General features: G+C 69.0%; 26 protein-coding genes. 11 read left to right on the top strand and 15 right to left on the bottom strand.

The genetic code is table 11. The features are described from left to right. Window positions 1–13: 13 nt before the first annotated feature. The 3 genes from rpmG to radC all read right to left on the bottom strand — a co-directional run bounded on the left by rpmG (window position 14) and on the right by radC (window position 1,412). Window positions 14–169: a 50S ribosomal protein L33 gene (gene rpmG, locus RSO68_RS10825; RefSeq protein WP_071944136.1), complete on the bottom strand. Its 156-nt coding sequence runs from the start codon at window positions 167–169 to the stop codon at window positions 14–16. A gap of 24 nt (window positions 170–193) precedes the next feature. Then, window positions 194–430: a 50S ribosomal protein L28 gene (rpmB, locus tag RSO68_RS10820; protein WP_040184989.1), complete on the bottom strand. Its 237-nt coding sequence runs from the start codon at window positions 428–430 to the stop codon at window positions 194–196. A gap of 307 nt (window positions 431–737) precedes the next feature. Further along, the gene (gene radC / locus RSO68_RS10815) at window positions 738–1,412 is read right to left on the bottom strand and encodes a RadC family protein (RefSeq protein WP_315586604.1); all 675 of its coding nucleotides are present in this window, start codon (window positions 1,410–1,412) and stop codon (window positions 738–740) included. Window positions 1,413–1,523: 111 nt separating this feature from the next. Between radC and coaBC the strand changes: the two genes are divergently transcribed. The 5 genes from coaBC to slmA all read left to right on the top strand — a co-directional run bounded on the left by coaBC (window position 1,524) and on the right by slmA (window position 6,553). Beyond that, window positions 1,524–2,888 (top strand): bifunctional phosphopantothenoylcysteine decarboxylase/phosphopantothenate--cysteine ligase CoaBC, encoded by a 1,365-nt coding sequence (coaBC, locus tag RSO68_RS10810; protein ID WP_315586603.1) that lies wholly within the window; start codon window positions 1,524–1,526, stop codon window positions 2,886–2,888. Between the two features lie 22 nt (window positions 2,889–2,910). Next, entirely contained in the window at window positions 2,911–3,408 is a 498-nt protein-coding gene (gene dut / locus RSO68_RS10805; RefSeq protein ID WP_315586601.1) for a dUTP diphosphatase, read from the top strand. Window positions 3,409–3,439: 31 nt separating this feature from the next. Beyond that, a complete protein-coding gene (locus RSO68_RS10800; RefSeq protein ID WP_315586600.1) occupies window positions 3,440–4,834 on the top strand; it encodes a phosphomannomutase/phosphoglucomutase in 1,395 nt (464 codons plus the stop codon). 84 nt (window positions 4,835–4,918) lie between these two features. Beyond that, window positions 4,919–5,836, top strand: coding sequence for an acetylglutamate kinase (gene argB, locus RSO68_RS10795; protein ID WP_089849864.1), 918 nt, complete (start codon window positions 4,919–4,921; stop codon window positions 5,834–5,836). Between the two features lie 105 nt (window positions 5,837–5,941). Next, window positions 5,942–6,553 carry a nucleoid occlusion factor SlmA gene (slmA, locus tag RSO68_RS10790; protein WP_089849866.1) on the top strand — a complete coding sequence of 204 codons (612 nt, stop codon included), beginning with the start codon at window positions 5,942–5,944 and terminating at the stop codon, window positions 6,551–6,553. 93 nt (window positions 6,554–6,646) lie between these two features. Here slmA and rpoH read toward each other — a convergent pair whose 3' ends face one another. The 4 genes from rpoH to ftsY form a co-directional block, all read right to left on the bottom strand. Then, on the bottom strand, window positions 6,647–7,513 hold the full coding sequence (gene rpoH, locus RSO68_RS10785; protein ID WP_089849976.1) for an RNA polymerase sigma factor RpoH: 867 nt from the start codon (window positions 7,511–7,513) through the stop codon (window positions 6,647–6,649). A 119-nt stretch (window positions 7,514–7,632) separates the two neighbouring features. Continuing rightward, window positions 7,633–8,604 carry a permease-like cell division protein FtsX gene (gene ftsX / locus RSO68_RS10780; RefSeq protein ID WP_089849868.1) on the bottom strand — a complete coding sequence of 324 codons (972 nt, stop codon included), beginning with the start codon at window positions 8,602–8,604 and terminating at the stop codon, window positions 7,633–7,635. Continuing rightward, window positions 8,601–9,269, bottom strand: a complete 669-nt coding sequence (gene ftsE, locus RSO68_RS10775) for a cell division ATP-binding protein FtsE (RefSeq protein ID WP_089849870.1) — start codon at window positions 9,267–9,269, stop codon at window positions 8,601–8,603. The genes ftsX and ftsE overlap by 4 nt, the downstream gene beginning before the upstream one ends. Then, on the bottom strand, window positions 9,266–10,618 hold the full coding sequence (gene ftsY, locus RSO68_RS10770; protein ID WP_315586599.1) for a signal recognition particle-docking protein FtsY: 1,353 nt from the start codon (window positions 10,616–10,618) through the stop codon (window positions 9,266–9,268). The genes ftsE and ftsY overlap by 4 nt, the downstream gene beginning before the upstream one ends. A 90-nt stretch (window positions 10,619–10,708) precedes the next feature. Here ftsY and rsmD point away from each other — a divergent pair, with 90 nt between their 5' ends. Together rsmD and RSO68_RS10760 are read left to right on the top strand one after the other, a co-directional pair. Continuing rightward, complete coding sequence (gene rsmD / locus RSO68_RS10765) at window positions 10,709–11,356, top strand: 16S rRNA (guanine(966)-N(2))-methyltransferase RsmD (RefSeq protein WP_315586598.1); 648 nt, start codon at window positions 10,709–10,711, stop codon at window positions 11,354–11,356. Between the two features lie 83 nt (window positions 11,357–11,439). After that, entirely contained in the window at window positions 11,440–11,634 is a 195-nt protein-coding gene (locus tag RSO68_RS10760; protein ID WP_089849877.1) for a cell division protein ZapB, read from the top strand. Window positions 11,635–11,641: 7 nt separating this feature from the next. On the opposite strand, the gene rimI is transcribed toward RSO68_RS10760, so the two are convergent. From rimI to RSO68_RS10720, 8 genes are all read right to left on the bottom strand, one after another. After that, window positions 11,642–12,106: a ribosomal protein S18-alanine N-acetyltransferase gene (gene rimI / locus RSO68_RS10755; RefSeq protein WP_315586597.1), complete on the bottom strand. Its 465-nt coding sequence runs from the start codon at window positions 12,104–12,106 to the stop codon at window positions 11,642–11,644. Continuing rightward, window positions 12,093–12,911 (bottom strand): hypothetical protein, encoded by an 819-nt coding sequence (locus tag RSO68_RS10750; RefSeq protein WP_315586596.1) that lies wholly within the window; start codon window positions 12,909–12,911, stop codon window positions 12,093–12,095. Before RSO68_RS10750 ends, rimI begins: the two co-directional genes overlap by 14 nt. Further along, entirely contained in the window at window positions 12,908–13,219 is a 312-nt protein-coding gene (locus RSO68_RS10745) for a BolA family protein (RefSeq protein ID WP_315586595.1), read from the bottom strand. The genes RSO68_RS10750 and RSO68_RS10745 overlap by 4 nt, the downstream gene beginning before the upstream one ends. Window positions 13,220–13,295: 76 nt before the next feature. Beyond that, window positions 13,296–14,690: an MFS transporter gene (locus tag RSO68_RS10740; protein ID WP_315586594.1), complete on the bottom strand. Its 1,395-nt coding sequence runs from the start codon at window positions 14,688–14,690 to the stop codon at window positions 13,296–13,298. Between the two features lie 93 nt (window positions 14,691–14,783). Then, the gene (locus RSO68_RS10735) at window positions 14,784–15,170 is read right to left on the bottom strand and encodes a hypothetical protein (RefSeq protein ID WP_089849980.1); all 387 of its coding nucleotides are present in this window, start codon (window positions 15,168–15,170) and stop codon (window positions 14,784–14,786) included. Between the two features lie 298 nt (window positions 15,171–15,468). Further along, on the bottom strand, window positions 15,469–17,007 hold the full coding sequence (lysS, locus tag RSO68_RS10730; protein ID WP_315586593.1) for a lysine--tRNA ligase: 1,539 nt from the start codon (window positions 17,005–17,007) through the stop codon (window positions 15,469–15,471). 107 nt (window positions 17,008–17,114) lie between these two features. Continuing rightward, window positions 17,115–18,213 (bottom strand): peptide chain release factor 2 gene (gene prfB, locus RSO68_RS10725; RefSeq protein WP_315586592.1). Its coding sequence is split into 2 segments (ribosomal slippage): window positions 17,115–18,137 and window positions 18,139–18,213, totalling 1,098 coding nucleotides; the frame shifts between segments, so codons are not numbered across the junction. Next, window positions 18,136–18,306 carry a hypothetical protein gene (locus tag RSO68_RS10720; RefSeq protein WP_315586820.1) on the bottom strand — a complete coding sequence of 57 codons (171 nt, stop codon included), beginning with the start codon at window positions 18,304–18,306 and terminating at the stop codon, window positions 18,136–18,138. The genes prfB and RSO68_RS10720 overlap by 78 nt, the downstream gene beginning before the upstream one ends. 150 nt (window positions 18,307–18,456) lie before the next feature. On the opposite strand from RSO68_RS10720, the gene RSO68_RS10715 reads away from it, so the two are divergent. The 4 genes from RSO68_RS10715 (at window position 18,457) to RSO68_RS10700 (ending at window position 23,693) form a co-directional block, all read left to right on the top strand. Continuing rightward, the gene (locus RSO68_RS10715) at window positions 18,457–20,034 is read left to right on the top strand and encodes a peptide ABC transporter substrate-binding protein (RefSeq protein WP_315586591.1); all 1,578 of its coding nucleotides are present in this window, start codon (window positions 18,457–18,459) and stop codon (window positions 20,032–20,034) included. A gap of 211 nt (window positions 20,035–20,245) precedes the next feature. Next, a complete protein-coding gene (gene oppB, locus RSO68_RS10710) occupies window positions 20,246–21,172 on the top strand; it encodes an oligopeptide ABC transporter permease OppB (protein ID WP_315586590.1) in 927 nt (308 codons plus the stop codon). Continuing rightward, complete coding sequence (locus RSO68_RS10705) at window positions 21,162–22,046, top strand: ABC transporter permease subunit (RefSeq protein WP_315586589.1); 885 nt, start codon at window positions 21,162–21,164, stop codon at window positions 22,044–22,046. The genes oppB and RSO68_RS10705 overlap by 11 nt, the downstream gene beginning before the upstream one ends. A gap of 33 nt (window positions 22,047–22,079) precedes the next feature. Then, window positions 22,080–23,693, top strand: a complete 1,614-nt coding sequence (locus tag RSO68_RS10700; protein ID WP_315586588.1) for an ABC transporter ATP-binding protein — start codon at window positions 22,080–22,082, stop codon at window positions 23,691–23,693. Window positions 23,694–23,770: the final 77 nt, after the last annotated feature.

Below are 23,770 nucleotides of genomic sequence, written 5' to 3'. Positions count from 1 at the left end.
AAGCGACCAAGTCTTACTTGATCTTGCCTTCCTTGTACATCACGTGCTTGCGGATCGTCGGATCAAACATCTTCTTCTCGAGTTTGTCCGGAGTGTTCCGCTTGTTCTTGTCGGTGGTGTAGAAGTGGCCGGTACCGGCACTGGAAATCATTCTGATCTTGTCACGCATGACGTGTCTCCCCTGGTGGAACGCTTAGACGGCTTCGCCGCGCTTGCGAATATCGCCGAGCACCGCCTCGATGCCCTTCTTGTCGATGATGCGCATGCCCTTGGAGGAGACGCGCAGCTTGACGAAGCGCTTCTCGGACTCCACCCAGAAACGGTGGGAATGCAGATTCGGCACGAAACGACGGCGAGTCTTGCGCTGGGAGTGTGAAACGTTGTTACCAGTCACCGGGCGCTTGCCGGTAACCTGACATACTTTGGACATGAGAGCCTCCAACCGCTTGGCCAGGTGTATAGACCTGAGTGTTCAAAACCTGTCGGGCAAACCGGGACGACCCCGTTGTCATTTGACCCAAGGGAATTCAAAGGCTGCACTTTATACCAGAGACCGCCACAGTCGGCAAGCGACGCGGCGATGATCCGATGAGGGCGTGGCATGGCCTCGCGACACCCAGGGTGGCGCGGCATACGGCGATGACAGGCGGGACCCGTACCAAAGGGCCCAGCGCAACCGGTGCGGCATTATAGCGGCCCGCGCGCATTTTTCCTATCACGATCCTGGCTTATCCCCATCACAGCCATCCCCGCTCGGCGAAGGAGACCACTTCTCCATCCCCGACCACGAAATGGTCCAGCACGCGAATCTCGAACAGCGAGAGCGCCTCGCGCAGCCGCTCGGTGATGCGCCGGTCGGCATCGGAAGGCTCAGCCAAACCGGAGGGATGGTTGTGCGCGAAGATCACCGCCCCGGCGCCCAGCGCCAGGGCACGACGAGCCACCTCGCGGGGATAGACCGAGGCGCTGTCCAGGGTGCCGCGAAACAGCGACTCGTAGCGGATCACCCGATGCTGGCTGTCGAGGAAGAGCGCGGCGAACTCCTCATGGCCGAGATGGCGAAGCTTCGCGGCGAGGTAGGCGCGCACCAGCGTGGGCGACGTCAGGGCGTGACCGCGCTCGAGCTGGCTCGCGAGGTGGCGCCGCGACAGCTCCAGGGTGGCCTGGAGCTGCACGAAGGTGGCCGTGCCGATGCCGCGCTCTGCGCAGAAGCGCGCCTGGTCGGCCTCGAGCAGCGGCCGCAGGCCGCCGAAGGACGTCAGCAGGTCGCGCGCCAGATCCACCGCCGAGCGTCCCGCCACCCCCACACGCAAAAATATTGCCAGAAGCTCAGCATCGGAGAGCGCCTCCACGCCGAGTGCCAGCAGCTTCTCTCTAGGACGCTCCCCTTCCGGCCAGTCGCGAATCGACATCTCGGCCTCCCTGCCCGACGTTCGTGTGTATCAGTGTAGTCGGGCCAGCGGCTACGCAAGGTCGGGCGCCGATGGTAAGGTATGAGGCCCGATTCCCGCTCGGATATCACCATGTCTACACTGCCCGGTCCACGGCGCAGCGGCCGCCCGAATGCGGGCCGCCCAAATGCGGGCCACCGCATACTGCTCGGCATCAGTGCCGGCATCGCCGCCTACAAGAGCGCCCAGCTCGCCCGCCTGCTCAAGCAGGCGGGCTGCGAGGTACGCGTGGTCATGACCGAGGGCGCCCAGGCCTTCATCACGCCGCTGACGCTGCAGGCACTGACCGGCGAGCCGGTGCGCACCTCGCTGCTCGACCCTGAGGCCGAGGCCGGCATGGGCCACATCGAGCTGGCTCGCTGGGCCGACACCATCCTGATCGCCCCGGCGACCGCCGACCTGATGGCGCGCCTCGCCCAGGGCCTCGCGAACGACCTGCTGACCACGCTGTGCCTGGCGAGCGACGCCGAGATGGTGATGGCCCCGGCGATGAACCAGGCCATGTGGCGCCATCCCGCCACCCTGCGCAACGCCGACCGGCTCGCCCAGGACGGCTGGCGCCTGCTGGGGCCGGACAGCGGCGACCAAGCCTGCGGCGACGTGGGGCCGGGGCGCATGTGGGAGCCCGAAGCGATCGTCGAGGCGCTGCTGTCTATGGCGCCCAAAGCCGCGCCAGCTAAGGCGCCCGACGCCGCGACAGCCATGGCGCCCGAGGCCTTGCCCTTCTCCGTGACGCCCAACGCCGCGCCCGCCGAGGCGCGCGAGGCCGACGGCCTGACCGTGACCATCACCGCCGGCCCCACCCGGGAGGCGCTGGACCCGGTGCGCTACCTCTCCAACCACAGCTCCGGCAAGATGGGCTTCGCCCTGGCAGCCGCCGCGGCTTCGCTCGGCGCCCGGGTGCGGCTGATCAGCGGCCCGGTGACCCTGCCCACCCCCGAGGGCGTGGAGCGCATCGATGTGGAGAGCGCCCGGGAAATGCATGAGGCCGCCCAGCGGCTGGCGCCCGACAGCGATCTCTTCATCGGCTGCGCCGCCGTGGCCGACTACCGCGCCGCGACGGCCGCCGAGCACAAGATCAAGAAGGTCGACGGCGAGGACGGCCTCACCCTGCGCCTGGTCAAGAACCCGGATATCATCGCCGCGGTGGCAGCCCTGGCGGATCGCCCCTTCGTGGTGGGTTTCGCCGCCGAGACCCGCGACCTCGAGGCCTATGCCCGGGACAAGCTGACCCGCAAGGGGCTGGACATGATCGTCGCCAACGACGTTTCCGACCCCGAGATCGGCTTCGGCACCGATCACAACGCCGCCCTGCTGCTGTGGCGCGACGGCCAGGCCGAGGGCCGCGAGGCGCTCTCGCCCCAACCCAAGGCCCGCCTCGCCCTGGCGGTGATGCGCCGCGCCCTGGCCTGCCTGACGGCCCGACATACCCCCTGACACCGCATCCCGAGGAGCCCCGATGTCTCTCGCCCCAGAACGCCCGCGTCTCGCCGTCAAGCTACTCGACGAGCGCCTGCGCGACGTGATGCCCCGCTATGCCACCGACGGCTCCGCCGGCATGGACCTGCACGCCCTGCTCGACGCCCCGCTGACCCTGGCGCCCGGCCAGTGCGAGCTGATTCGCACCGGGCTCGCCATCCACATCGCCGATCCGGGCCTCGCCGGGATGATCCTGCCCCGCTCGGGCCTGGGCCATAAGCACGGCATCGTGCTGGGCAACCTGGTCGGCCTGATCGATTCCGACTACCAGGGCGAGCTGATGATCTCCACCTGGAACCGTGGCGACGCGCCCTTCACCATCGAGCCCTTCGAGCGGCTGGCCCAGTACGTGCTCGTGCCCGTGGTGCAGGCCGAACTCGAGATCGTCGACGACTTCGACGGAAGCCTCCGCGGCGACGGCCAGCATGGCACCGGCCAACGTGGCACCGGCGGCTTCGGCAGTTCGGGCCGGCACTGAGCCCCTCGCACCCCCACAACGGATGGACCCCATGACCCCAGAGACCGTACCCGCCTCGATCTTCCGCGCCTACGACATCCGCGGCATCGTCGACGACACCCTGACCGAGACCGGAGTCGAGCAGATCGGCCGCGCCATCGGCAGCGAGGCCCTCGCCCGCGGCGATTCCACCGTGGTCGTCGCCCGCGACGGGCGCCTCTCGGGGCCGCGGCTGCTCGAGGCCCTGACCCGCGGCCTGACGTCGACCGGGTGCGACGTGGTCGACGTCGGCATGGTCCCCACCCCGATGCTCTACTTCGCCACCCACGTTCTCGAGGGCACCGCCTCCGGCGTGATGGTCACCGGCAGCCACAACCCGCCGGACTACAACGGCTTCAAGATCGTGCTGGGCGGCGAGACGCTCTCCGGCGAGGCGATCACCGCGCTGCACACCCGCATCGCGACCCATGATCTCGCCGAGGGCCAGGGCCAGACGCGCCAGGAAGACGTGCGCGACGCCTACCTCGAGCGCATCCTCGGCGACGTCACGCTTTCCCGCCCACTCAAGGCCGTGGTCGACTGCGGCAACGGCGTGGCCGGCGAGCTCGGCCCGGCGCTGGTCGAGCGCCTGGGCGCCGAGACGATCCCGCTGTTCGCCGAGATCGACGGCACCTTCCCCAACCACCATCCGGACCCGGGCAAACCCGAGAACCTGACGGATCTGATCCTCACCGTGCAGGAGACCGGCGCCGATATCGGCCTGGCCTTCGACGGCGACGGTGACCGCTTGGGCGTGATCACGCCGAGCGGAGCGCTGATCTACCCCGATCACCTGCTGATGGCCTTCGCCGAGGACATGCTGTCGCGCAACCCGGGCGCCCGCGTGATCTTCGACGTCAAGTGCACCGGCAACCTGACCCGGGTGATCGAGGAAGCGGGCGGCACCCCCGAGATGTGGCGCACCGGTCACTCGCTGATCAAGGCGCGCATGAAGGAGACCGGCGCGGCGCTTGCCGGCGAGATGAGCGGTCACATCTTCTTCCAGGAGCGCTGGTACGGCTTCGACGACGGCCTCTACGCCGCGGCACGACTGCTCGAGATCCTCGCGAAGCAGCCCGAGACCCAGGACGCCGACAACTTCTTCGCCCGCTACCCCCAGGACCTGGGCACGCCGGAGATCAACATCGCCGTGACCGACGAGACCAAGTTCGCCCTGGTGGACCGGCTGGCGCGGGAGGGCGACTTCGGCGACGACGGCATCAAGACCACCCTGGACGGCATCCGCGTCGACTACCCCGACGGCTGGGGCCTGTGTCGCGCCTCCAACACCACGCCGGTGCTGGTGCTGCGCTTCGAGGGCAAGGACGAGGCGGCGCTCACCCGCATCCGCGCCCGCTTCGCCGACGCCCTCGCCCAGGTGTCACCCGAACTCGAGCTGCCCCGCTGAGGGGCGGCTCGCCACATGACTGCTCGGCACGCGCGCTCACCCAGGGAGCGCTCGCCAGATGAAACAGGACAGGGAACTCGACCGATGACCGAACAGACTCGCGACCCGCGCCAGGTGGTGGAGGTGCTCTCCGAGGCGCTGCCCTACATCCAGCGTTTCTCCGGCAAGACCGTGGTGGTGAAGTACGGCGGCAACGCCATGACCGAAGACACCCTGATCGACTCCTTCGCCCGCGACATGGTGCTGATGAAGGAGGTCGGCATCAATCCGGTGGTGGTGCATGGCGGCGGCCCGCAGATCGGCGACCTGCTGGCCAAGCTCAACATCGAGTCGCGCTTCGTCAACGGTATGCGGGTCACCGACGCCGAGACCATGGACGTGGTGGAGATGGTGCTGGGCGGGCTGGTCAACAAGGGCATCGTCAACCTGATCAACCAGTGCGGCGGCAAGGCGATCGGCCTGACCGGCAAGGACGGCGCCCAGATCCGCGCCCGCCAGCTCCAGGTCGAGCACCAGAGCCCGGAGATGACCGCGCCGGAGATCATCGACATCGGCCACGTCGGCGAGGTGGAGCACATCTCCACCGACCTGATCGAGATGCTCGCCGCCCGTGACTTCATCCCGGTGATAGCGCCTATCGGGGTGGATGAGAAAGGCAAGAGCTACAACATCAACGCCGACCTCGTCGCCGGCAAGGTGGCCGAGGCCCTGGACGCCGAGAAGCTGATGCTGCTGACCAACGTGGCCGGCTTGATGAACGCCGAGGGCGAGGTGCTCACCGGCCTGACCACCGGCCAGGTCGATGAGCTGATCGCCGACGGCACCATCCACGGCGGCATGCTGCCGAAGATCCGCTGCGCGCTGGAGGCGGTGAAGGGCGGCGCCAAGAGTGCCCACATCATCGACGGCCGAGTGCCTCACGCTACCCTGCTGGAGATCTTCACCAACGCAGGTGTCGGCACCCTGATCACCGACGAACCACAGGAACCGAGCGACAGCTGAACGCCGGCGACCCGATCCCTGTGAGCCGGCCCCAGAAGCCGGCCCTACGAGCTGAGCCACGCAGAGGGCCAGCCCGATCCACCCGACCGATAAGAATATAACGACATGACGCAGGCAACCTACACCCCCAGCCGCCGCGAGCAGATCCTGCAGGGCCTGGCGCTGATGCTGGAGGAAGACAGCGGCAAGCGCATCACCGTGGCCGCGCTGGCCCGCCAGGTCGGCGTCTCGGAGGCGGCGCTCTATCGCCACTTCCCGAGCAAGGCGCGGATGTTCGAGGGCCTGATCGAGTTCATCGAAGAGAGCCTCTTCGAGCGCATCGGCCGAATCCTCGACGAGGTACCCGAGGCGGTGCCACGCTGCGGCCAGATCCTCACCCTGGTGCTGGCCTTCGCCGAGAAGAACCCCGGCCTCTCGCGCCTGCTCGGCGGCGACGCCCTGACCGGCGAGACGGCCCGGCTGCGCCTTCGCATCCATCAGCTCTTCGAGCGCCTGGAGACCCAGCTCAAGCAGGTGCTGCGCGAGGCCGAACTGCGCGAGGGGCGCCGCCCCGCCCTGCCGGTCTCCGCCGCCGCCAACCTGATGCTGGCCCAGCTCGAGGGGCAGATCTCGCGCTACGTGCGCAGCGACTTCCGTCACCGCCCCACCGAACACTGGGACGACCAGTGGCCGCTGCTCTCGGCACAGCTGCTGCACCCCGCGACCCAGACGGCCTGACCCACCACCGGAAACCCTCGCGGTAAACGCACGAAGCCCCGGCCAATGGCCGGGGCTTCGTCGCTGAGCTCGAAGGCGAGAGCCGGGCGGGAATCAGGCCGCCAGAGCGTCGCCGATCTGCAGGCGGATCTTCTTCATGGCGTTCTTCTCGAGCTGGCGGATGCGCTCGGCGGAGACGCCGTAGACGTCGGCCAGCTCGTGCAGGGTGGCCTTGCCGTCGCCGAGCCAGCGCTGCTGCAGGATGTCCCGCGAGCGCTCATCGAGAGCCGCAAGGGCCGTCTGCAGGCGCTGGGTGGCGTCCTGCTCCCAGTCGCTGTCCTCGAGCTGGGTGGCCGGATCGGCACTGGCGTCGTCGAGAAAGTGCACTGGCGCCTGGTAGGCGGACTCGTCGTCCTCGCCGGGCGAGGCGTCGAAGCCGGCGTCGTGGGCCGACAGGCGACCTTCCATCTCGCGCACCACCTCCGGCTTGACGTCGAGGTCCTTGGCGATCGCCTCGACCTCGTCGGTGTTCAGCCAGGCCAGGCGCTTCTTGGCGCCGCGCAGGTTGAAGAACAACTTGCGCTGGGCTTTGGTGGTGGCGATCTTGACGATCCGCCAGTTGCGCAGCACGAACTCGTGAATCTCGGCCTTGATCCAGTGCACGGCGAAGGAGACCAGCCGCACGCCCTGATGGGGGTCGAAGCGCTTGACGGCCTTCATCAGGCCGACGTTGCCCTCCTGGATCAGGTCCGCCTGAGGCAGGCCATAGCCGGAGTAACTGCGGGCGATATAGACGACGAAGCGCAGATGCGACAGCACCAGACGGCGAGCCGCCTCCAGATCACCCTCGTCGTGAAGCCGGAAGGCGAGGTCGCGCTCCTCTTCGACGGTCAGCATGGGGATGCCGTTGACCGCCTGGATGTAGCCGTTCAGGTCGTGACCCGGTGAGAGCTGCCCCACCGGCAGAAGACTGGTGCTCATGTGCAGGTTGTCTCCTTCGAAGCCCATAATGCTGTTCGTGATCGCTGACTAAGACGATAAAGGCCGTTGAAAGTTCCGGATGTGCTCGCATATAGCGAGATATCATCCGACTGCTTGCCTTAACGAGGCCGAATCTCCGCCAGGTGCCGATTCACGGCCAACCAGGCGCCCAGCCAGCCAAGCAGTGTACTACAGCCCAACAGTATTGTAGACCCTTCGCCCCCCAGCCGCGGCAGGGCGAAACTGGCGCCGTAGCTGGCCGCCAGCGCGGAAACCGGGGCCGCGAGCCAGTCGCTGCCGAGGCTCAACAGCCCCCAGGCCAACAGGCCACCGCCGAAGCCGAACCAGGCGCCGCTGTAGAGGAAGGGGCGTCGCACGAAGGCGTGGGTGGCGCCGATCAGGGTGACCACCTCGATCTCCTGGCGGCGGCTCTCCACGGCCAGCCGAATGGTGTTGCCGACCACCAGCAGTACGCCGAGCGCGAACAGCACGCCAAGCGCCAGGGTGACGCGCTGGCCCAGCGCGGCGAGGTGGCGCAGGCGCTCCAGCCAGGCGAGGTCCAGGCGCACCTCATCGACGCCGGGCACGGCCGCCAGGCCATCGGCGAGCCGACGCACGGCCGCGGGGGAGGCATCGGCGGGGCGCACCACGACGCTTGCCGGCAGCGGATTCGTCTCGAGCCGCGCCAGGGCGTCCTCGAGCCCCAGCGCCTGCTGGAACTCGGCCATGCCTTCGGCGGCGGTGATCAGCCGGGTGGCCGCCACGCCCTCCTGGGCGGCCAGGGCCTGCTCAATGCGCCCGGCCTCGGCCTCGCCGACCTCCTCGTCCAGGTAGGTGGTGAGGGTGGCGCTCTGCTCCAGCTGAGCATCTAGCAGGCGGGCGCTGTCCAGGGTCAGCCACAGGCCGGCCGGCAGCACCAGGGCGATGGCGATGGCCAGCATGGTCAGCAGGCTGCCCAGGGGCCGGCGCAGCAGCCGGCGCGCGCTGTCGGCGGCCATGGAGCGGTGGTGACGGGCCCAGGCACGCCAGCGCAGGGCGCTTCCCGGCCGCTGCGTGCGGGCCCCGCGGGGCGAGGGCGCGGGTCGACTCATGCGATCTCCTCGTCGGCCACCAGGCGGCCCCCGCTCAGCCGCAGGGTGCGGTGGCGCAATCGGGCGATCAGCGCCAGGTCGTGGCTGGCGACCATCACCGTGGTGCCGATGCGGTTGAAGTCCTCGAACAGCCCCATGATGTCGGCGGAGAGCTGCGGGTCGAGGTTGCCGGTGGGCTCGTCGGCCAGCAGCAGCGCCGGCTTGTTGACCACCGCCCGGGCGATGCCCACCCGCTGCTGCTCGCCGCCGGAGAGTTCGATGGGCAGGGCCGCCTCGCGGTGCAGCAGCCCCACCTTGTCGAGCGCCGCCCGCACTCGGCGCGCGGCCTCGCGGCGCTCGATGCCCTGGATCTCCAGGGGCAGCGCCACGTTGTGGTAGATCGAGCGGTCGAAGAGCAGCTGGTGGTCCTGGAAGACCACACCGATCTGGCGGCGATAGAAGGGAATCTGGCTATGGTGCAGGCGATCGATGTCGTGGCCCGCCACCCGCACCCGGCCGCGGCTGGGCCGTTCCAGGCGCATGATCAGCCGCAGCAGCGAGCTCTTGCCCGCCCCGGAGTGGCCGGTCAAGAAGACCATCTCGCCGCGGCGCACGCGGAAGTCGATATTGGCGAGCGCATCATAGCGCCCTCCGTAGCGCTTGCCGACGTGCTCGAAGGCGATCATGACGCGGGCGTGTCCTGGTCTCGGTCGAACAGGGCATCGACGAACTCGCGCGCCACGAAGGGCCGCAGGTCATCCAACCCCTCGCCGACGCCGATGAAGCGGATCGGGGTACCGAGCTGTCGCGCCAGGGCGAAGATGATGCCGCCCTTGGCCGTGCCGTCGAGCTTGGTCAGGGTCACGCCGGTGATCGGCACCGCCTCATGGAAGGTCGAGGCCTGAGCCAGGGCGTTCTGTCCGGTGCCGGCGTCGAGCACCAGCATCACTTCATGGGGCGCGCCGCCGTCGATCTTGCCCATCACGCGATGGACCTTCTTGAGTTCCTCCATCAGGTGCGCCTTGTTGTGCAGGCGCCCGGCGGTGTCGGCGATCAGCACGTCGACCCCCCGCGCCTTGGCCGCCGAGAGCGCATCGAAGATCACCGAGGCGCTGTCGGCGCCGGTATGCTGGGCGATCACCGGCACGTCGTTGCGCTCGCCCCATACCTTGAGCTGCTCCACGGCGGCGGCGCGGAAGGTATCGCCGGCGGCCAGCATCACGCTGCGCCCCTCGCGCTGGAAGCGCTGGGTCAGCTTGCCGATGGTAGTGGTCTTGCCCACGCCGTTGACGCCGATCACCAGGATGACGAAGGGCCCCTCACCCTTGGGTGGCAGGGCCAGAGGCTCGGTGACCGGCTCGAGGCTCGCCGCCAGCTCCTCCTGCAGGGCCCGGTAGAGCGCCTGGGGGTCCTTGAGCTCCTTGCGCGAGACCCGGTCGGCGAGCCGGTCGATGATCTCGGTGGTGGCCTCGATGCCCACGTCCGCCATCAGCAGCTGGGTCTCGAGCTCCTCCATCAGATCGTCATCGATCTGCTTGCGCCCCATGAAGAGGTCGGCCAGGCCATCGGTGAGGTTGGCGCGGGTCTTGCCAAGGCCGGCGCGGATGCGGGAAAACCAGCCCTTCTTCTCGCTGACCGGCTTCTCCTGCAGGGCGGCAGGCGCCGGCTCGGGCTCGGGCTCGGGCTCGGGCTCGGGCTCGGGCTCGGGCTCGGGCTCGACAACAGGCTCGGGGGTGGCCTGCTCCGGCGCAGCCTGCTGTGTCGCCTCTTCGGCGGGCTCCTCAGACGCGGGCTCGGCCGCCACCGCCTCATCGACCGCGACCTCCTCCTCGGCGGCGGGCACGGTCTCGGCGGTCCGCGCCTCGTCGGACTCCTCTGCCACGGGCGCGCCCGTGGCAGAGGAGGACTCGTCCTGCTCGGGCAGCGCTCCGTCCGCTATCGCGTCCTGCTCCTCTTCCGACCGGCGTTCGGCCTCCTGTTCCGGTGTCGTCTGCTGCTGTTCCTGCTTCTTCTTGCGCTTGAGAAAACCGAACATGGGGGGATCACGCCTCACGGATGAACGAATCGCCTCATCCTACCATTGCGCACCATGACTGTGGACAAGCCGGCGGTTACAATCCGCCCCATGACACGTCGCCTCTCCTCTTCCCGCAAGTCCCGCCGCCCGGGCCCGGCCGCCCCAGCCAAGACCGGACGGCTGCGCCTGATCGGCGGCGACTACCGCCGCCGCCAACTCCCGGTGCTCGACCACCCCGGGCTGCGCCCGACCCCCGACCGGGTGCGCGAGACGCTCTTCAACTGGCTGACCGCCGCCGTTCCCGGAGCCCGGGTGCTCGACCTCTTCGCCGGCACCGGGGCGCTCGGCCTCGAGGCCCTGTCGCGAGGCGCCCGGGAGGCGACGTTCGTCGAGGCCGACGCCAGGGTGGCGCGCCAGCTGGCCGACAACCTCGCCACCCTGGGGGCCAGCGAGCGCGCCACCCTGCTGGCCATCCAGACCCAGGCTTTCCTGGCCGGCACCGCTGCCCCCTTCTCGCTGGTTTTCCTCGACCCGCCCTTCCATCAAGACCTCGCCGCCGGCTGCTGCGCGGCCCTGGAGGCCGGCGGCTGGCTCGCCGAGGAGGCCTGGATCTACCTCGAGACCGAGTCCTCGCTGGCGCCGGCCGTGCCAACCAGCTGGCAGCTGCATCGCGAGGTGCGGGCCGGTGACAGCACCGGGCGGCTCTTCCGGCGCCGTCAGGCCGATGATCAGTCGCCCGACGGCGACGGTTGCTGAGCCCCGGCCGCGGCGTTACGCTGCCATCAGAAGAATCCCCACCGGGCGCGGCCCGATCAGCAGGATGTTGCCAGGAGAACAGGATGAGCATCGAACTCTTCAACCAGCTCGAACAGAAGGTCACCAGCGCCGTCGAGGCCCTGGAGTTGATGAGGATGGAAGCCGAGGAGCTGCGCGAGGAAAACGCTCGCCTGAAGCAGGAGCGCGAGGAGTGGGAGCGTCGCCTCTCCAGCCTGCTGGGCAAGTTCGACGAGGTCGAGACCACCGCGACCAGCTGAGACGGGATCAGGCCAGCGGGCGCGACATCAGCAGCGCGTCTTCCCGGTCACGGCCGGCGAGCGGTGGATAGTAGCCGCGGCGCCGGCCGTCCTCGTTAAAGCCGGCGCGTCGATAGAGCCCGATAGCCGCGTCATTGCTGGACCGCACTTCCAGCAGCAGGCGCTCCGCGTCCCAGCCCTTCGCCGCCTCGATCACCGCCTCGAGCAGCCGGCTCGCCAGCCCCTGGCGACGCCGATCGCCGGCCACCATGATGGCCTGCAGCTCCGCATCGAAGGGCAGGCGCACCACCACCGCATGCCCCACCAGCCGTTCGTCCTGCTCGACGCCGACGACCCGTGCCTCGGGATCGTCCAGCACGGCCTCGAGCTGAGCCGGCGTCCAGGGGTCGTGCTGGCCGGCCTGTTCCAGGGTGGTCAACGCCGCCAGATCCTCGATCCCCAGCGAACGCAGCCTCGCCTCAGTCGGGCGCATGCCCCGCCTCCCAGGCCTGCCGCCAGCCGGCCATCCGCGGCCAGAGCGCGCGCTTGGCCTCGGCGCTGCCGGCAAGCGACTCCAGGGCGGGCCCCTGCCAGGCCGGCAGCGCCAGCAGCGGGCAGTGTGCCTCCACCAGGGCGAGCAGCTCATCGAGGACGGCGTCGTTGCCGAACACCAGCAGCCGTTCCGGCACCCAGCCGCGCCGCCGGCGCCCGGCCAGGAAGGCCTGGAGCCCTTCCCGAGCCTCCTCGACCGGCGCCTCCACCGGCAGCCCTTCCACCTGCGGCCAGCGGAAGGCCTCGAAGGCCGGCATCTGCTCGGGCACCACCCCGGCGGCCTGCAGCACATGGCGCAGCAGGCGCACCTCGATGGCGCCCGGCGCCGCTTCCTGGGGCAGCAGGATCAGCCAGCGGCCATCCAGGCAGGCCACCTGCAGGGTAAAGCGCAGCGCCTCGCCGGCGCGCTGCACGGGACGCGCCGCCACCGCTTCGGGAGCGGGTTCCGCCTCCGTGGTGGGCACCATGTCACCGAGCAGGGCGCGCGCCTTACCGGGGCCGGCCGGCGGGCGCTGGGACGGCTCCGGCTCGGCGGGCGCCTCCCGGGGCGTGGCGACCTGGGCCTGGGCGGCCTCGTCGAGCAGGGCATGCAGGCGCTCGCCCGGCGCCGCCGCCGCGGCCTCGGGCGCGGGCGGCGCCCACTCGCACTCCGGCGTGGGCAGGGCATTGGGCAGGCGGTAGCGAGAGACCCAGGCCGTCAGGCCCATGGCCTCCAGGTACTGCAGGCGCTGCGGTTCCGGGGTCACGAGGTGCTGCCGCCCCGGCAGTCGGGAGAGTCGGGGCGCGACCGGCCACTGGCCTCCCACTCCTCGGGGGTGAAGAGGTGCAGGGCCAGGGCGTGCACCGGGCCTGACAGCTCATCGGCGAGCAGCGCGTAGAGCTGCTGGTGGCGCTTGACCGGCATCAGCCCCTCGAAGCGGCAAGCGACCAGGGTGACCTTGAAGTGCGTCTCCGAATTCGCCGGCACGTTGTGCCGGTGGCTCTCGTTCTCCACCGCCAGGAAGTCGGGCTCGAGGGCCTTGAGCTTGGCTTCGATGGTGTCCTGGATGCTCATTGTCGACGTCTCGATACTGGGTGAGTGAGGATGCCATTGTACGCCTTCCGTGCGGGTCCGACGACGCCCGCCGCGATCAGGCTCGGCGCGCCTCGCGCTGCGCCCGGCCGGCCAGGCCGACCCGCGAGAGGCTCGCCAGAAGCGACAGTACGCAGGCTACCGCGCCGGCCCAGAGCGTCGCCTGCACCGGGGCGCCGGCGGCCAGGAAGGCGCCGACCAGGGCGACGCCGAGGGACTGTCCCACCGTGCGGGTGGTGCTCATCACCCCGGAGGCCCGGGCGCTGCGCTCGCGGGGGACGCTCGCCATCATCTCGCGGTTGTTGGGGGGCTGGAAGAGGCCGAAGCCGGCGCCGCAGAGCGCCGTGCGCCACAGGCTGTCGGCGAGGCCCGCCTCGGCGTCCAGCCCGGCCAGCGCCGCCAGGCCCAGCAGCAGCAGCACGAGACCGGCACTGGAGAGCAGGCTGGGATTGACCCGGTCCGCCAGCCGGCCGGCCAGCGGCCCCACCACCATGATCGCCAGCGGCCAGGGGGTGAACATCCAGGCGGTCTGCAGCGGCGTGAAGCCCATCTCCTGCTGATAGAGGAAGGAAAGTGCCACGAAGGCCAGCCCCTGCCCCACGAAGGCCAGCCCCGAGGCGCAGACCGCCAGCGAGAAGCGCCGCTCGGCGAACAGCGACAGCGGCAGCAGCGGATGGCGCGCGCGCCGCTGGCGACGCAGGAAGAGCCCGGCACTCAGCGCACTGCCGCCCAGCCAGGCGAGCACCTGCCAGCCGGGCACCCCGTGACCGGCGCCGTCGAGGCCCACGAAGAGCCCGGCCATCATGGCCACCGCGAATAGCGCACCGCGCCAGTCGAAGTCCTCCCGGCGCCCCGGCTCGCGCGGTAGCGCCCGCCAGGCCAGGCTGGCAGCGCAGAGTCCCAGCGGCACGTGCAGCGCGAAGAGCCACGGCCAGTGGGCCACCGAGAGCACCAGCCCGCCGATGGTCGGCCCCGCCGCATAGCCGCCGGCCACCACCAGGGCGGAGAGACCCAGGGCGCTGCCGAGCAGCCGCGAGGGGAAGATCGAGCGATAGAGCGACGGCCCGATGGAGAGCGTCGCCGCCGCACCGAGCCCCTGCAGGGCACGAAACAGCAGCAGGGTCGTGAGGTCACGGGACAGGGCGCTGCCCAGCGCGGCCAGGGTGAAGAGCCCCACCCCGGCCGTGTAGAGGCGGTAGCGCCCGACCCGCTCGCTGAGCGCGGCGAAGACCAGCAGGAAGGCGGCGCAGACCACCTGGAAGAGGTTGGTGACCCACACCACCCGAGAGGGCGAGGCATCGAGGTCGGCGGCGATGGTGGGCAGGGCGATGTTGACCATGGTGGTGTCTACCACCGCCATCAGGGTCCCGAGGATCAGTGCCAGCACCGCCAGGCGCCGTTCCGGGCCCGGCAGGCCATCGTCGCCGGGACGGGTCGCAAAGAGTCGACTCATCCTGTTTCCGTTGCTAGGAGATTAAAAGACAGAAACCGGCCGAAGCCGGTTTCTCGCGGTCGCCGTCGTCGAGATGACGGCCAAGCAGACGCCTCAGTCCTGGTCGGTCTCCAGCAGCAGGGCGTCGTCCACCTCGGAGATCTCCAGCGCCGCCTCGTTCTCCAGATCGATGGCCAGGTAGCTGTGCTCGACCTGCAGGAAGCGTTGGAAGAGCGCCCAGTCCAGGGCCTCGGGCCACTGTCGCTCGTCCTCTTCCCAGGCGCGCAGTTCGGTCTCGAGGATCTCGAGATAGCGCTCGCGCACGAAGCCCTCCAGGGCCTCCGGGGTGTCCATCTCCGGAATCAGATAGACGGTGCTTTCGCGTTCGACGTCGGCCAGGGTCAGGTCGTCCCCGTCCATGGTGGGTTCGAGCGCATTGATCCAGTCCACGAAGTGCCGGGTCGGCCTGACGCTCAGGGCGGAGCGGTTGAGCAGTTTCATCACGGTCTCCTCGACGTCGAAACGACGGTCATTATGGGCGCTTGGGGCGCCCCTTACCAACACTTCCGGTCAGCGACCTACTCGAGCCAGGCTGGTCCGGAGGCAGGTCTACGAGGAGGCGCTGTAAACCCTTCCCTGGGCGCTACCGACGCCCTGCGTCGCTCTCGCGTCCTGCTCCGCTTGCAGGGCCGGTGCTGGCCATCCATGGCCAGCCCGTTCGAAGCCATGCTTCTCACCCCTGGCGTAGGACCTCCTCTTCGACCTACCTCCTTCCCCGTTCAACTCAACGCCTCGCCCGTCAATCGACTTCCGGACGCATGGCGGGGAACAGCAGGACGTCGCGGATCGAGGCGCTGTCGGTGAACAGCATCACCAGCCGATCGATGCCGATGCCCTCGCCGGCGGTCGGCGGCAGGCCGATTTCCAGGGCGCGCACGTAGTCGGCGTCGTAGTACATCGCTTCCAGATCGCCGGCCTCCTTCTCCGCGGCCTGGGCGGCGAAGCGCTCGGCCTGGTCCTCTGCGTCGTTGAGCTCCGAGAAGCCGTTGGCGATCTCGCGGCCGCCGACGAAGAACTCGAAGCGCTCGGTGACGAAGGGGTCGCTGTCCTTGCGGCGCGCCAGCGGGCTCACCTCGGTGGGATACTCGGTGATGAAGGTCGGCTGCTGGAGGCGGTGCTCGACGGTCTTCTCGAAGATCTCGATCTGGATCTTGCCCAGCCCCCAGCCGTCCTTGACGTCGATGTCCAGGCGCTCGGCGATCTGGCGGGCCGCCGCCTCGTCGGCCAGGGCCTCGGCATGGATGTCCGGGTTGTACTCGAGGATGGCGTCGAACACGCTGATGCGGCGCAGCGGCTGGCCGAAGTCGTACTCGAAGGTCTCCAGCACCTCGCCCTCGGCGTTGCGCACGGTATTGACCACCGTGGTGGTGCCCAGCACCTTCTGGGCCACGCTGCGCAGCATCTCCTCGGTGAGGTCCATCAGGTCATGATGATTGGCATGGGCCTGGTAGAACTCGATCATCGTGAACTCGGGGTTATGCCGCGTGGAGAGCCCCTCGTTACGGAAGTTGCGGTTGATCTCGAAGACCTTCTCGAAGCCGCCCACCACCAGGCGCTTGAGGTAGAGCTCCGGCGCGATGCGCAGGTACATGTCGATGTCCAGCGCATTGTGATGGGTAACGAAGGGCCGGGCCGTGGCGCCGCCGGGAATCGGCTGCAGCATCGGCGTCTCGACCTCCATGAAGCCGCGATCCTCGAAGAAGCGGCGCATGGCACTGATCACCCCGGCGCGGGCCTCGAAGACCCGGCGCGAGTCGGGGTTCACGATCAGGTCGACGTAGCGCTGGCGATAGCGCGCCTCGAGATCGGTCAGGCCGTGGAACTTGTCGGGCAGCGGACGCAGGCTCTTGGTGAGCAGCTTGGCCTCGACCATCATCACGTAGAGATCGCCCTTGCCCGACTTGTGCACCGGACCGCGGGCGGCCACGATGTCGCCGATGTCCCAGCCCTTGACGTCCTCGAGCACCTCGGCGGGCAGTCCCTTCTTGTCGACGTAGAGCTGGATCGTGCCAGAGGGGTCCTGGATGACCAGGAAGGGCCCGCGCTTGCGCATGATGCGCCCGGCCACGGCGGCCTGGCGCCCCAGCGTCTCCAGCTCGGCCTTGTCCTTGTCGCCGAGCTCGGCGTCGAGCTCGGCCGCCAGGCTGTCGCGGCGAAAATCGTTGGGGAAGGCGCTCGCGCCGGTGTCGGCGGCCAGTGCGCGGCGCGCGGCCAGCTTGGCACGGCGCTCGGCGATCAGGCGGTTCTCATCGTTCTGCGGGGAGTCCGGGTGGGCCATGTCGCTACCTGTGGCGTCGCGGCCTCACGGGAGGCCGCTACTGTGAAAGAGTGGGCGTCGCGCCGCGCCCCGAACGAGCATCGCCCGGGGCGCGGCAGGGCAAGGGCTCAGAACCCCTGTTTCAGGCTGGCTTCGATGAACTGATCCAGATCGCCGTCCAGCACCTTGTCGCAGCTGCTCGACTGCACGCCGGTGCGCAGATCCTTGATGCGCTGGTCGTCCAGCACGTAGGAGCGGATCTGGCTGCCCCAGCCGATGTCGGCCTTGGAGTCCTCTGCCTCCTGCTTGGCGGCGTTGCGCTTCTGCATCTCGTGTTCCCACAGCTTCGCCTTGAGCTGCTTCATGGCGAAGTCGCGGTTGGCGTGCTGGCTGCGCTGGCTCTGGCAGGCCACCACGATGCCGGTGGGCTCGTGAGTGATGCGCACGGCGGAGTCGGTGGTGTTGACGTGCTGACCGCCGGCCCCGCTGGAGCGGTAGGTGTCGGTACGCAGGTCCGAGGGATTGATCTCGACCTCGAAGCTATCGTCGACCTCCGGCGAGAGGAACACCGAGGCGAACGAGGTATGGCGGCGACCGCCGGAATCGAAGGGACTCTTGCGCACCAGGCGGTGCACGCCGGTCTCGGTGCGCAGCCAGCCGAAGGCGTAATCGCCCTGGATATGCACCGAGGCCGACTTGATGCCCGCCACGTCGCCGGCCGAGACCTCGATGATCTCCGCCTTGAAGCCGTGGTGTTCGGCCCAGCGCAGGTACATGCGCAGCAGGATGTTGGCCCAGTCCTGGGCCTCGGTGCCGCCGGAGCCTGCCTGAATATCGAGATAGGCGTTGTTCTCGTCCATCTCGCCGGAGAACATGCGCCGGAACTCGAGCTTGGCGAGGCTCGCCTGCATGCCGTCGAGCTCCTTCTGGACCTCGGCGACGGTGCCCTCGTCCCCCTCCATCTCGGCCAGCTCCAGCAGGTCCCGGCTATCGCCCAGGCCCTGGTCGAGCTCATCGATGGTGGCGACGATTGTCTCCAGCGTAGCCCGCTCCTTGCCCAGCTTCTGGGCGTAGTCGGGATCGCTCCAGACGTTGGGATCCTCGAGCTCGCGGGTGACTTCCTCTAACCGATCTTTCTTTTCAGCATAGTCAAAGATACCCCCTCAGGACGTCTGTCCGCTCGGACAGGTCCTTGATGAGGTTATGGATGGCATTGGTTTCCAGCATGGGCTCGCTCGCCTGAATCTGCAGTGGAAAGACGGCCGCCGCGGCGGCGCGGAAAAGGCCGACATTGTAGCGAAACGCGACCGCAGCGACCATCCTCCCCCGGCCCTCGCCACGAGGGGGGTATCGAATTCATGGATGAAGCCATGCGCAATTTCGAATAGACCGCGACCGCCGGCTTGGACATGGTGAGGCCATGGTCCAAACGGCCGGAACTCCACACAATCACAAGCAACGGAGTGCATCATGATCATCCCACGCCTTGCCGCCGGCTCGCTGCTGCTGGCCGCCACCTGCCTCGCCCTGCCCGCCAGTGCCGAGACCCTGCGCCTCGCCATCATGGGCGAGCCCGCCTCCCTGGACCCCCACAAGATCAGCGGCACCTGGGAGAACGACGTGGTCGGCGACCTCTTCGAGGGGCTCGTGACCGAGGCCGCCGACGGCGCGCGCATTCCCGGCGTCGCCGAGTCCTGGGAGATTGCCGAGGACGGCACCACCTACACCTTCACCCTGCGGGAGGACGCCCAGTGGTCCGATGGCACCCCGGTGACCGCCGATGACTTCGTCTTTGCCTTCCGCCGCATCCTCGACCCGGCCACCGCCGCCAGCTACGCCTACCTGCTCTATCCGGTGAAGAACGCCGAGGCGGTCTACGGTGGCGAGGCCGAGCCGAGCGCGCTGGGCATCGAGGCGCTCGACCCACGCACCCTGCGTATCACCCTGGAGCGCTCCACCCCCTACTTCCTCGACCAGCTGGCTCACTACACCGCCTACCCGGTGCCCCGGCACGCGGTGGAGGAGTACGGCGACGACTGGTCCAGCCCCGAGCACATGGTCTCCAACGGCGCCTTCGCCCTGCACGAGTGGCAGTCCCAGACCCGCATCGAGGCCACACGCAACCCGCACTTCCACGACGCCGAGAACGTCGCCCTGGACGAGGTGATCTACTTCCCCATCGAGGAGCGCAACACCGCCCTGAACCGCTTCCGCGCCGGCGAGATCGACATCGCCCGGGAGTTCCCGACCCAGCAGTACGCCTGGCTCAAGGAGAACCTGCCCCAGGCCGTGCAGGTGGCCCCCTACCTCGGCATCTACTACTACGCCTTCAACACCCGGGACGATCGCGCCACCGCCGACCCGCGGGTGCGCGAGGCGCTGAGCCTGGCGGCGCGCCGCGAGGTGATCACCGACCAGATCCTGGGCACCGGCGAGCAGCCCGCCTACGGCTTCGTGCCGCCGAACGTGGCCCACTACGAGGGGGCGGAGCTGGACTTCGCCGAGATGAGCCAGGAAGCACGCCTGGAACGCGCCCGCGCGCTGATGGAAGAGGCCGGCTACGGCCCGGACGACCCGCTCGAGCTACAGCTTCGCTACAACACCAGCGAAGACCACCGCAAGGTCGCCATCGCCCTGGCCGCCATGTGGAAGCCGCTGGGCGTCGAGGTGGAGCTCTACAATGCCGAGGTGGCGGTCCACTATGCCGACATCCGCCAGGGCGATTTCGACGTGGCCCGGGCCGGCTGGATCGGCGACTACAACGACGCCCAGAACTTCCTGAGCCTGCTGGAGGGCGGCGTCGCCAACAACTACGGCGCCTACGCCAACGCCGAGTTCGATGCCCTGATGGACCGGGCTGCCGAGACCCAGGACACCGACGCCCGCGCCGAGCTGATGGCCGAGGCCGAGGCGCTGGCCCTCGATGACAACGCCACCCTGCCCCTCTACTACTACGTCTCGCGTAACCTGGTGAGCCCCGCGCTGAGCGGCTGGCAGACCAACATCGAGGACATCCACCGCTCGCGCTGGATCGACATCGAGGATTAAGCGCTCATTCCAGCATGCTGGCAGGATGAGCGCCGGGGACAAGGCGGAGCGAGGGTCTTTTGATCATGGACGTCAAAAGTAGCGCCCAAGGAAGGGTTCACAGCGCCCTCGCGCAGGCTTGTCGCCGGAAAGGCTCATCTTTTCGATCAAGAGCTGTTCTCCATCGTTGCGACTGACCCCGGGCCCATGGCCCGGGGCGCGAGGCCCCGTCATGCTCCGCTATACCCTGACCCGCCTGCTGCAGGCGATTCCGACGCTGTGGATCGTCATCACCCTGTCGTTCTTCCTGATGCACCTGGCCCCGGGCGGCCCCTTCGACGGCGAACGCCAGCTGCCGCCGGAGATCGAGGCCAACCTGCTGGCCACCTACCACCTGGATGAGCCGGTGTGGCAGCAGTACCTGATCTACATGGGCAACCTGCTCCAGGGCGATCTCGGCCCCTCCTTCAAGTACAAGGACTTCACCGTCACCGAACTGGTCGCCCAGGGCTTCCCGGTAAGCCTCGAGCTCGGCCTCTGGGCCATCGGCCTGGCGCTGCTGATCGGCCTGCCGCTGGGGGTGATCGCCGCGCTCAAGCGCAACTCCACCGTCGACTACCTGGTGATGGGCACCGCCCTTGCCGGCGTGGCGGTCCCCAACTTCGTGATCGCCCCGCTGCTCGCGCTGGTGTTCGGGGTCTTCCTCGGCTGGCTGCCGGTGGGCGGCTGGAACGATGGCGCCTGGCCCAATCTGGTGCTGCCGGTGGTCGCCCTGTCGATCCAGCAGATCGCTTACATCGCGCGAATGATGCGCGCCAGCATGATCGAGATCCTCGGCAGCCATTTCATCCGCACCGCCCGCGCCAAGGGGCTATCGGAGGCCGAGGTGATCTGGCGCCACGCCCTGCGCCCGGCGATGCTGCCGGTAGTCTCCTACCTTGGCCCGGCGGTGGCCGGGATCATCACCGGCTCGGTGGTGATCGAGCAGATCTTCGGCATCCCCGGCATCGGCCGCTACTTCGTGCAGGCCGCCCTCAACCGCGACTACACCCTGGTGATGGGCACGGTGGTGTTCTACGGCGCCCTGATCGTGCTGCTCAACCTGCTCGTCGACCTGCTCTACTCGGCCCTGGACCCGCAGATTCGCTATGACGACTGATACCGCTGTCTCGACCCTCGATATCGCCAGCGACAGTCTGGCCCGCGAGGCCTGGCGCCGGCTCCGGCAAAATCGGGCCGCCACCGCCAGCCTGATGCTGCTGGTGCTGGTCGCCCTGGCCTGCATCGCCGGGCCCTGGCTGACGCCCTGGACGCTGGACGAGGTGGACTGGAACGCCTTCCTCACTGCGCCGAGCCTGGCCGAGGACCACTACGCCGGCACCGACGCCAACGGCCGCGACCTGCTCACTCGGGTGCTCCACGGCGGTCGCGTATCGCTCTCCGTGGCGCTAGTGGCCACCTTCGTCTCGCTGGTGATCGGCGTGCTCTACGGCGCTGTCGCCGGCTACCTGGGCGGGCGCGCCGACACCCTGATGATGCGCTTCGTCGACATCATGTACTCGCTGCCCTTCATGTTCCTGGTGATCCTGCTGATGGTGGTGTTCGGCCGCAACATCCTGCTGATCTACGCCGCCATCGGCGCCGTGGAGTGGCTCGACATGTCGCGCATCGTGCGCGGCCAGGTGCTGGCGCTGAAGCGCCGCGAGTTCGTCGAGGCCGCCCAGGCGCTGGGCGTGCGCCGCCACACCATCGTCACCCGCCACCTGATCCCCAACGCCCTCGGCCCGGTGATCGTCTACGTCACCCTCACCGTGCCCAAGGTGATCCTGCTGGAGAGCTTCCTCTCCTTCCTGGGGCTCGGCGTGCAGGAGCCGCTGACCAGCTGGGGCGTGCTGATCAGCGAGGGCAAGGACATGATGGAAACGGCCCCCTGGATGCTGCTGGTGCCCTCCGCCTTCCTGGCGGTGACCCTGCTGTGCCTCAACTTCCTGGGCGACGGCCTGCGCGATGCCCTCGACCCCAAGACCCGTTAACGACCCGCTGAACGCGACCGCCAAGGAGGCTCCATGCCACAGCCACTGCTCGAGATCGATCGCCTGCGGGTCGACTTCGACCTGCCGGGCGGCAGCGTCGCCGCCGTCAAGGACCTGAGCATCACCATCCACGAGGGCGAGACCCTGGCACTCGTAGGCGAGTCCGGCTCCGGCAAGTCGGTCTCCTCCACCGCCGCCATGGGCCTGCTGCCGGCGCTTGCCCGGCCCGCCGGCGCCATCCACTGGCACGGCGGGGCGGGCGACGAGGACCTGCTGCGGGTGCCGCCCAAGCGCCTGCGCCAGATCCGCGGCAACGAGATCTCGATGATCTTCCAGGAGCCCATGACCTCGCTGAACCCGCTGCACCGGGTGGGCCGCCAGATCATCGAGGTACTCACCAAACACACCGCGCTGCGCGGCCGTGCCGCCCGGGCGCGCGCCCTCGAGCTTCTGGAGCAGGTGGGCCTCCCCGAGCCCGAGCGGCGCCTGGCGAGCTACCCGCATGAGCTCTCCGGCGGCCAGCGCCAGCGGGTGATGATCGCCATGGCGCTGGCCTGCGAGCCCCGGCTCTTGATCGCCGACGAGCCGACCACGGCGCTGGACGTCACCGTCCAGGCGCAGATCCTGACCCTGCTCAAGGGCCTGCAGCGCCGCTACGGCATGGCGATCCTGTTCATCACCCATGATCTGGGCATCGTGCGCCACTTCGCCGATCGGGTCTGCGTGATGCGCCGCGGCGAGCGGGTGGAAAGCGGCGAGACCGCCGCCCTCTTTGCCGAACCGCAGCACGCCTATACGCGCATGCTGATCAACGCCGAGCCCCAGGGGCGCAAGGCGCCGGTGCCGACCGACGCCCCGCTGCTGCTCGAGGCCCACGACCTGCGGGTGCGCTTTCCCCTCAAGCGGCACCTCTTTCGACCCGCCGAATACTTCGAGGCGGTGCGCGGCATCGATCTGGCGATCCGCTGGGGGCAGACGGTAGGCATCGTCGGGGAATCCGGCTCAGGCAAGTCGACCCTGGGGCGCGCCCTGCTGCGCCTGCTCGAGAGCCGAGGCGAGATCCGCTTCGGCGACACCGCCCTCGAGGGCCTCGACAGCAGCGGCATGCGCCCGCTGCGCTCGCGGATGCAAGTGGTCTTCCAGGACCCGTTCGGCTCGCTGTCGCCACGCATGACGGTGGGCGAGATCGTCGGCGAGGGCCTACGGGTGCACGCCCCGGAGCTCGGTCGCCGCGAGCGGGACGCCCGGGTTCAGGAGGCGCTCGACGATGTCGCCCTGGACCCGGCGATGCGTCACCGCTACCCCCACGAGTTCTCGGGCGGCCAGCGCCAGCGCATCGCCATCGCCCGCGCCCTGGTGCTCAAGCCCGAGTTCCTGCTGCTCGACGAGCCCACCTCGGCGCTGGACCGCTCGGTGCAGGCCACGGTGATCGCGCTGCTGCGCGACCTGCAGGAGAGACACAGCCTCACCTACCTGTTCATCAGCCATGACCTGGCGGTAGTGCGGGCCCTGGCCGATAGCGTGCTGGTGATGAAGGACGGCGCGGTAGTCGAACAGGGCGACACCGAGGCGCTGTTCCAGGCGCCCCGGGAGGCCTACACCCGGGAGCTGATGCAGGCGGCCTTCCTCGAGGACGCGGCCGCCTGACCCCTCACCCAAACGCGAAAACCCCGGCCAGTGGCCGGGGTCGCGGAGTCATGAAGACTAGATTGTGCGGGAAAGGC

The organism is Halomonas saccharevitans (genome assembly GCF_032333995.1).
GTDB lineage: Bacteria > Pseudomonadota > Gammaproteobacteria > Pseudomonadales > Halomonadaceae > Halomonas > Halomonas saccharevitans.
Note: the sequence above shows the minus strand (reverse complement) of the source record. Positions and strands in the feature narration are given on the sequence as shown.

Coding starts and splice junctions, on each gene's coding strand:
- RSO68_RS10715 (WP_315586591.1), top strand. CDS start 18,457: ATGATCATCCCACGCCTTGCCGCCGGCTCGCTGCTGCTGGCCGCCACC.
- rpoH (WP_089849976.1), bottom strand. CDS start 7,513: ATGAGCACCAGTCTTCTGCCGGTGGGGCAGCTCTCACCGGGTCACGAC.
- ftsX (WP_089849868.1), bottom strand. CDS start 8,604: ATGAGTCGACCCGCGCCCTCGCCCCGCGGGGCCCGCACGCAGCGGCCG.
- RSO68_RS10705 (WP_315586589.1), top strand. CDS start 21,162: ATGACGACTGATACCGCTGTCTCGACCCTCGATATCGCCAGCGACAGT.
- dut (WP_315586601.1), top strand. CDS start 2,911: ATGTCTCTCGCCCCAGAACGCCCGCGTCTCGCCGTCAAGCTACTCGAC.
- argB (WP_089849864.1), top strand. CDS start 4,919: ATGACCGAACAGACTCGCGACCCGCGCCAGGTGGTGGAGGTGCTCTCC.
- rpmG (WP_071944136.1), bottom strand. CDS start 169: ATGCGTGACAAGATCAGAATGATTTCCAGTGCCGGTACCGGCCACTTC.
- RSO68_RS10720 (WP_315586820.1), bottom strand. CDS start 18,306: ATGGTCGCTGCGGTCGCGTTTCGCTACAATGTCGGCCTTTTCCGCGCC.
- RSO68_RS10740 (WP_315586594.1), bottom strand. CDS start 14,690: ATGAGTCGACTCTTTGCGACCCGTCCCGGCGACGATGGCCTGCCGGGC.
- radC (WP_315586604.1), bottom strand. CDS start 1,412: ATGTCGATTCGCGACTGGCCGGAAGGGGAGCGTCCTAGAGAGAAGCTG.
- RSO68_RS10700 (WP_315586588.1), top strand. CDS start 22,080: ATGCCACAGCCACTGCTCGAGATCGATCGCCTGCGGGTCGACTTCGAC.
- ftsY (WP_315586599.1), bottom strand. CDS start 10,618: ATGTTCGGTTTTCTCAAGCGCAAGAAGAAGCAGGAACAGCAGCAGACG.
- RSO68_RS10745 (WP_315586595.1), bottom strand. CDS start 13,219: ATGAGCATCCAGGACACCATCGAAGCCAAGCTCAAGGCCCTCGAGCCC.
- rpmB (WP_040184989.1), bottom strand. CDS start 430: ATGTCCAAAGTATGTCAGGTTACCGGCAAGCGCCCGGTGACTGGTAAC.
- lysS (WP_315586593.1), bottom strand. CDS start 17,007: ATGGCCCACCCGGACTCCCCGCAGAACGATGAGAACCGCCTGATCGCC.
- RSO68_RS10800 (WP_315586600.1), top strand. CDS start 3,440: ATGACCCCAGAGACCGTACCCGCCTCGATCTTCCGCGCCTACGACATC.
- ftsE (WP_089849870.1), bottom strand. CDS start 9,269: ATGATCGCCTTCGAGCACGTCGGCAAGCGCTACGGAGGGCGCTATGAT.
- slmA (WP_089849866.1), top strand. CDS start 5,942: ATGACGCAGGCAACCTACACCCCCAGCCGCCGCGAGCAGATCCTGCAG.
- oppB (WP_315586590.1), top strand. CDS start 20,246: ATGCTCCGCTATACCCTGACCCGCCTGCTGCAGGCGATTCCGACGCTG.
- RSO68_RS10735 (WP_089849980.1), bottom strand. CDS start 15,170: ATGAAACTGCTCAACCGCTCCGCCCTGAGCGTCAGGCCGACCCGGCAC.
- rimI (WP_315586597.1), bottom strand. CDS start 12,106: ATGCGCCCGACTGAGGCGAGGCTGCGTTCGCTGGGGATCGAGGATCTG.
- RSO68_RS10760 (WP_089849877.1), top strand. CDS start 11,440: ATGAGCATCGAACTCTTCAACCAGCTCGAACAGAAGGTCACCAGCGCC.
- rsmD (WP_315586598.1), top strand. CDS start 10,709: ATGACACGTCGCCTCTCCTCTTCCCGCAAGTCCCGCCGCCCGGGCCCG.
- coaBC (WP_315586603.1), top strand. CDS start 1,524: ATGTCTACACTGCCCGGTCCACGGCGCAGCGGCCGCCCGAATGCGGGC.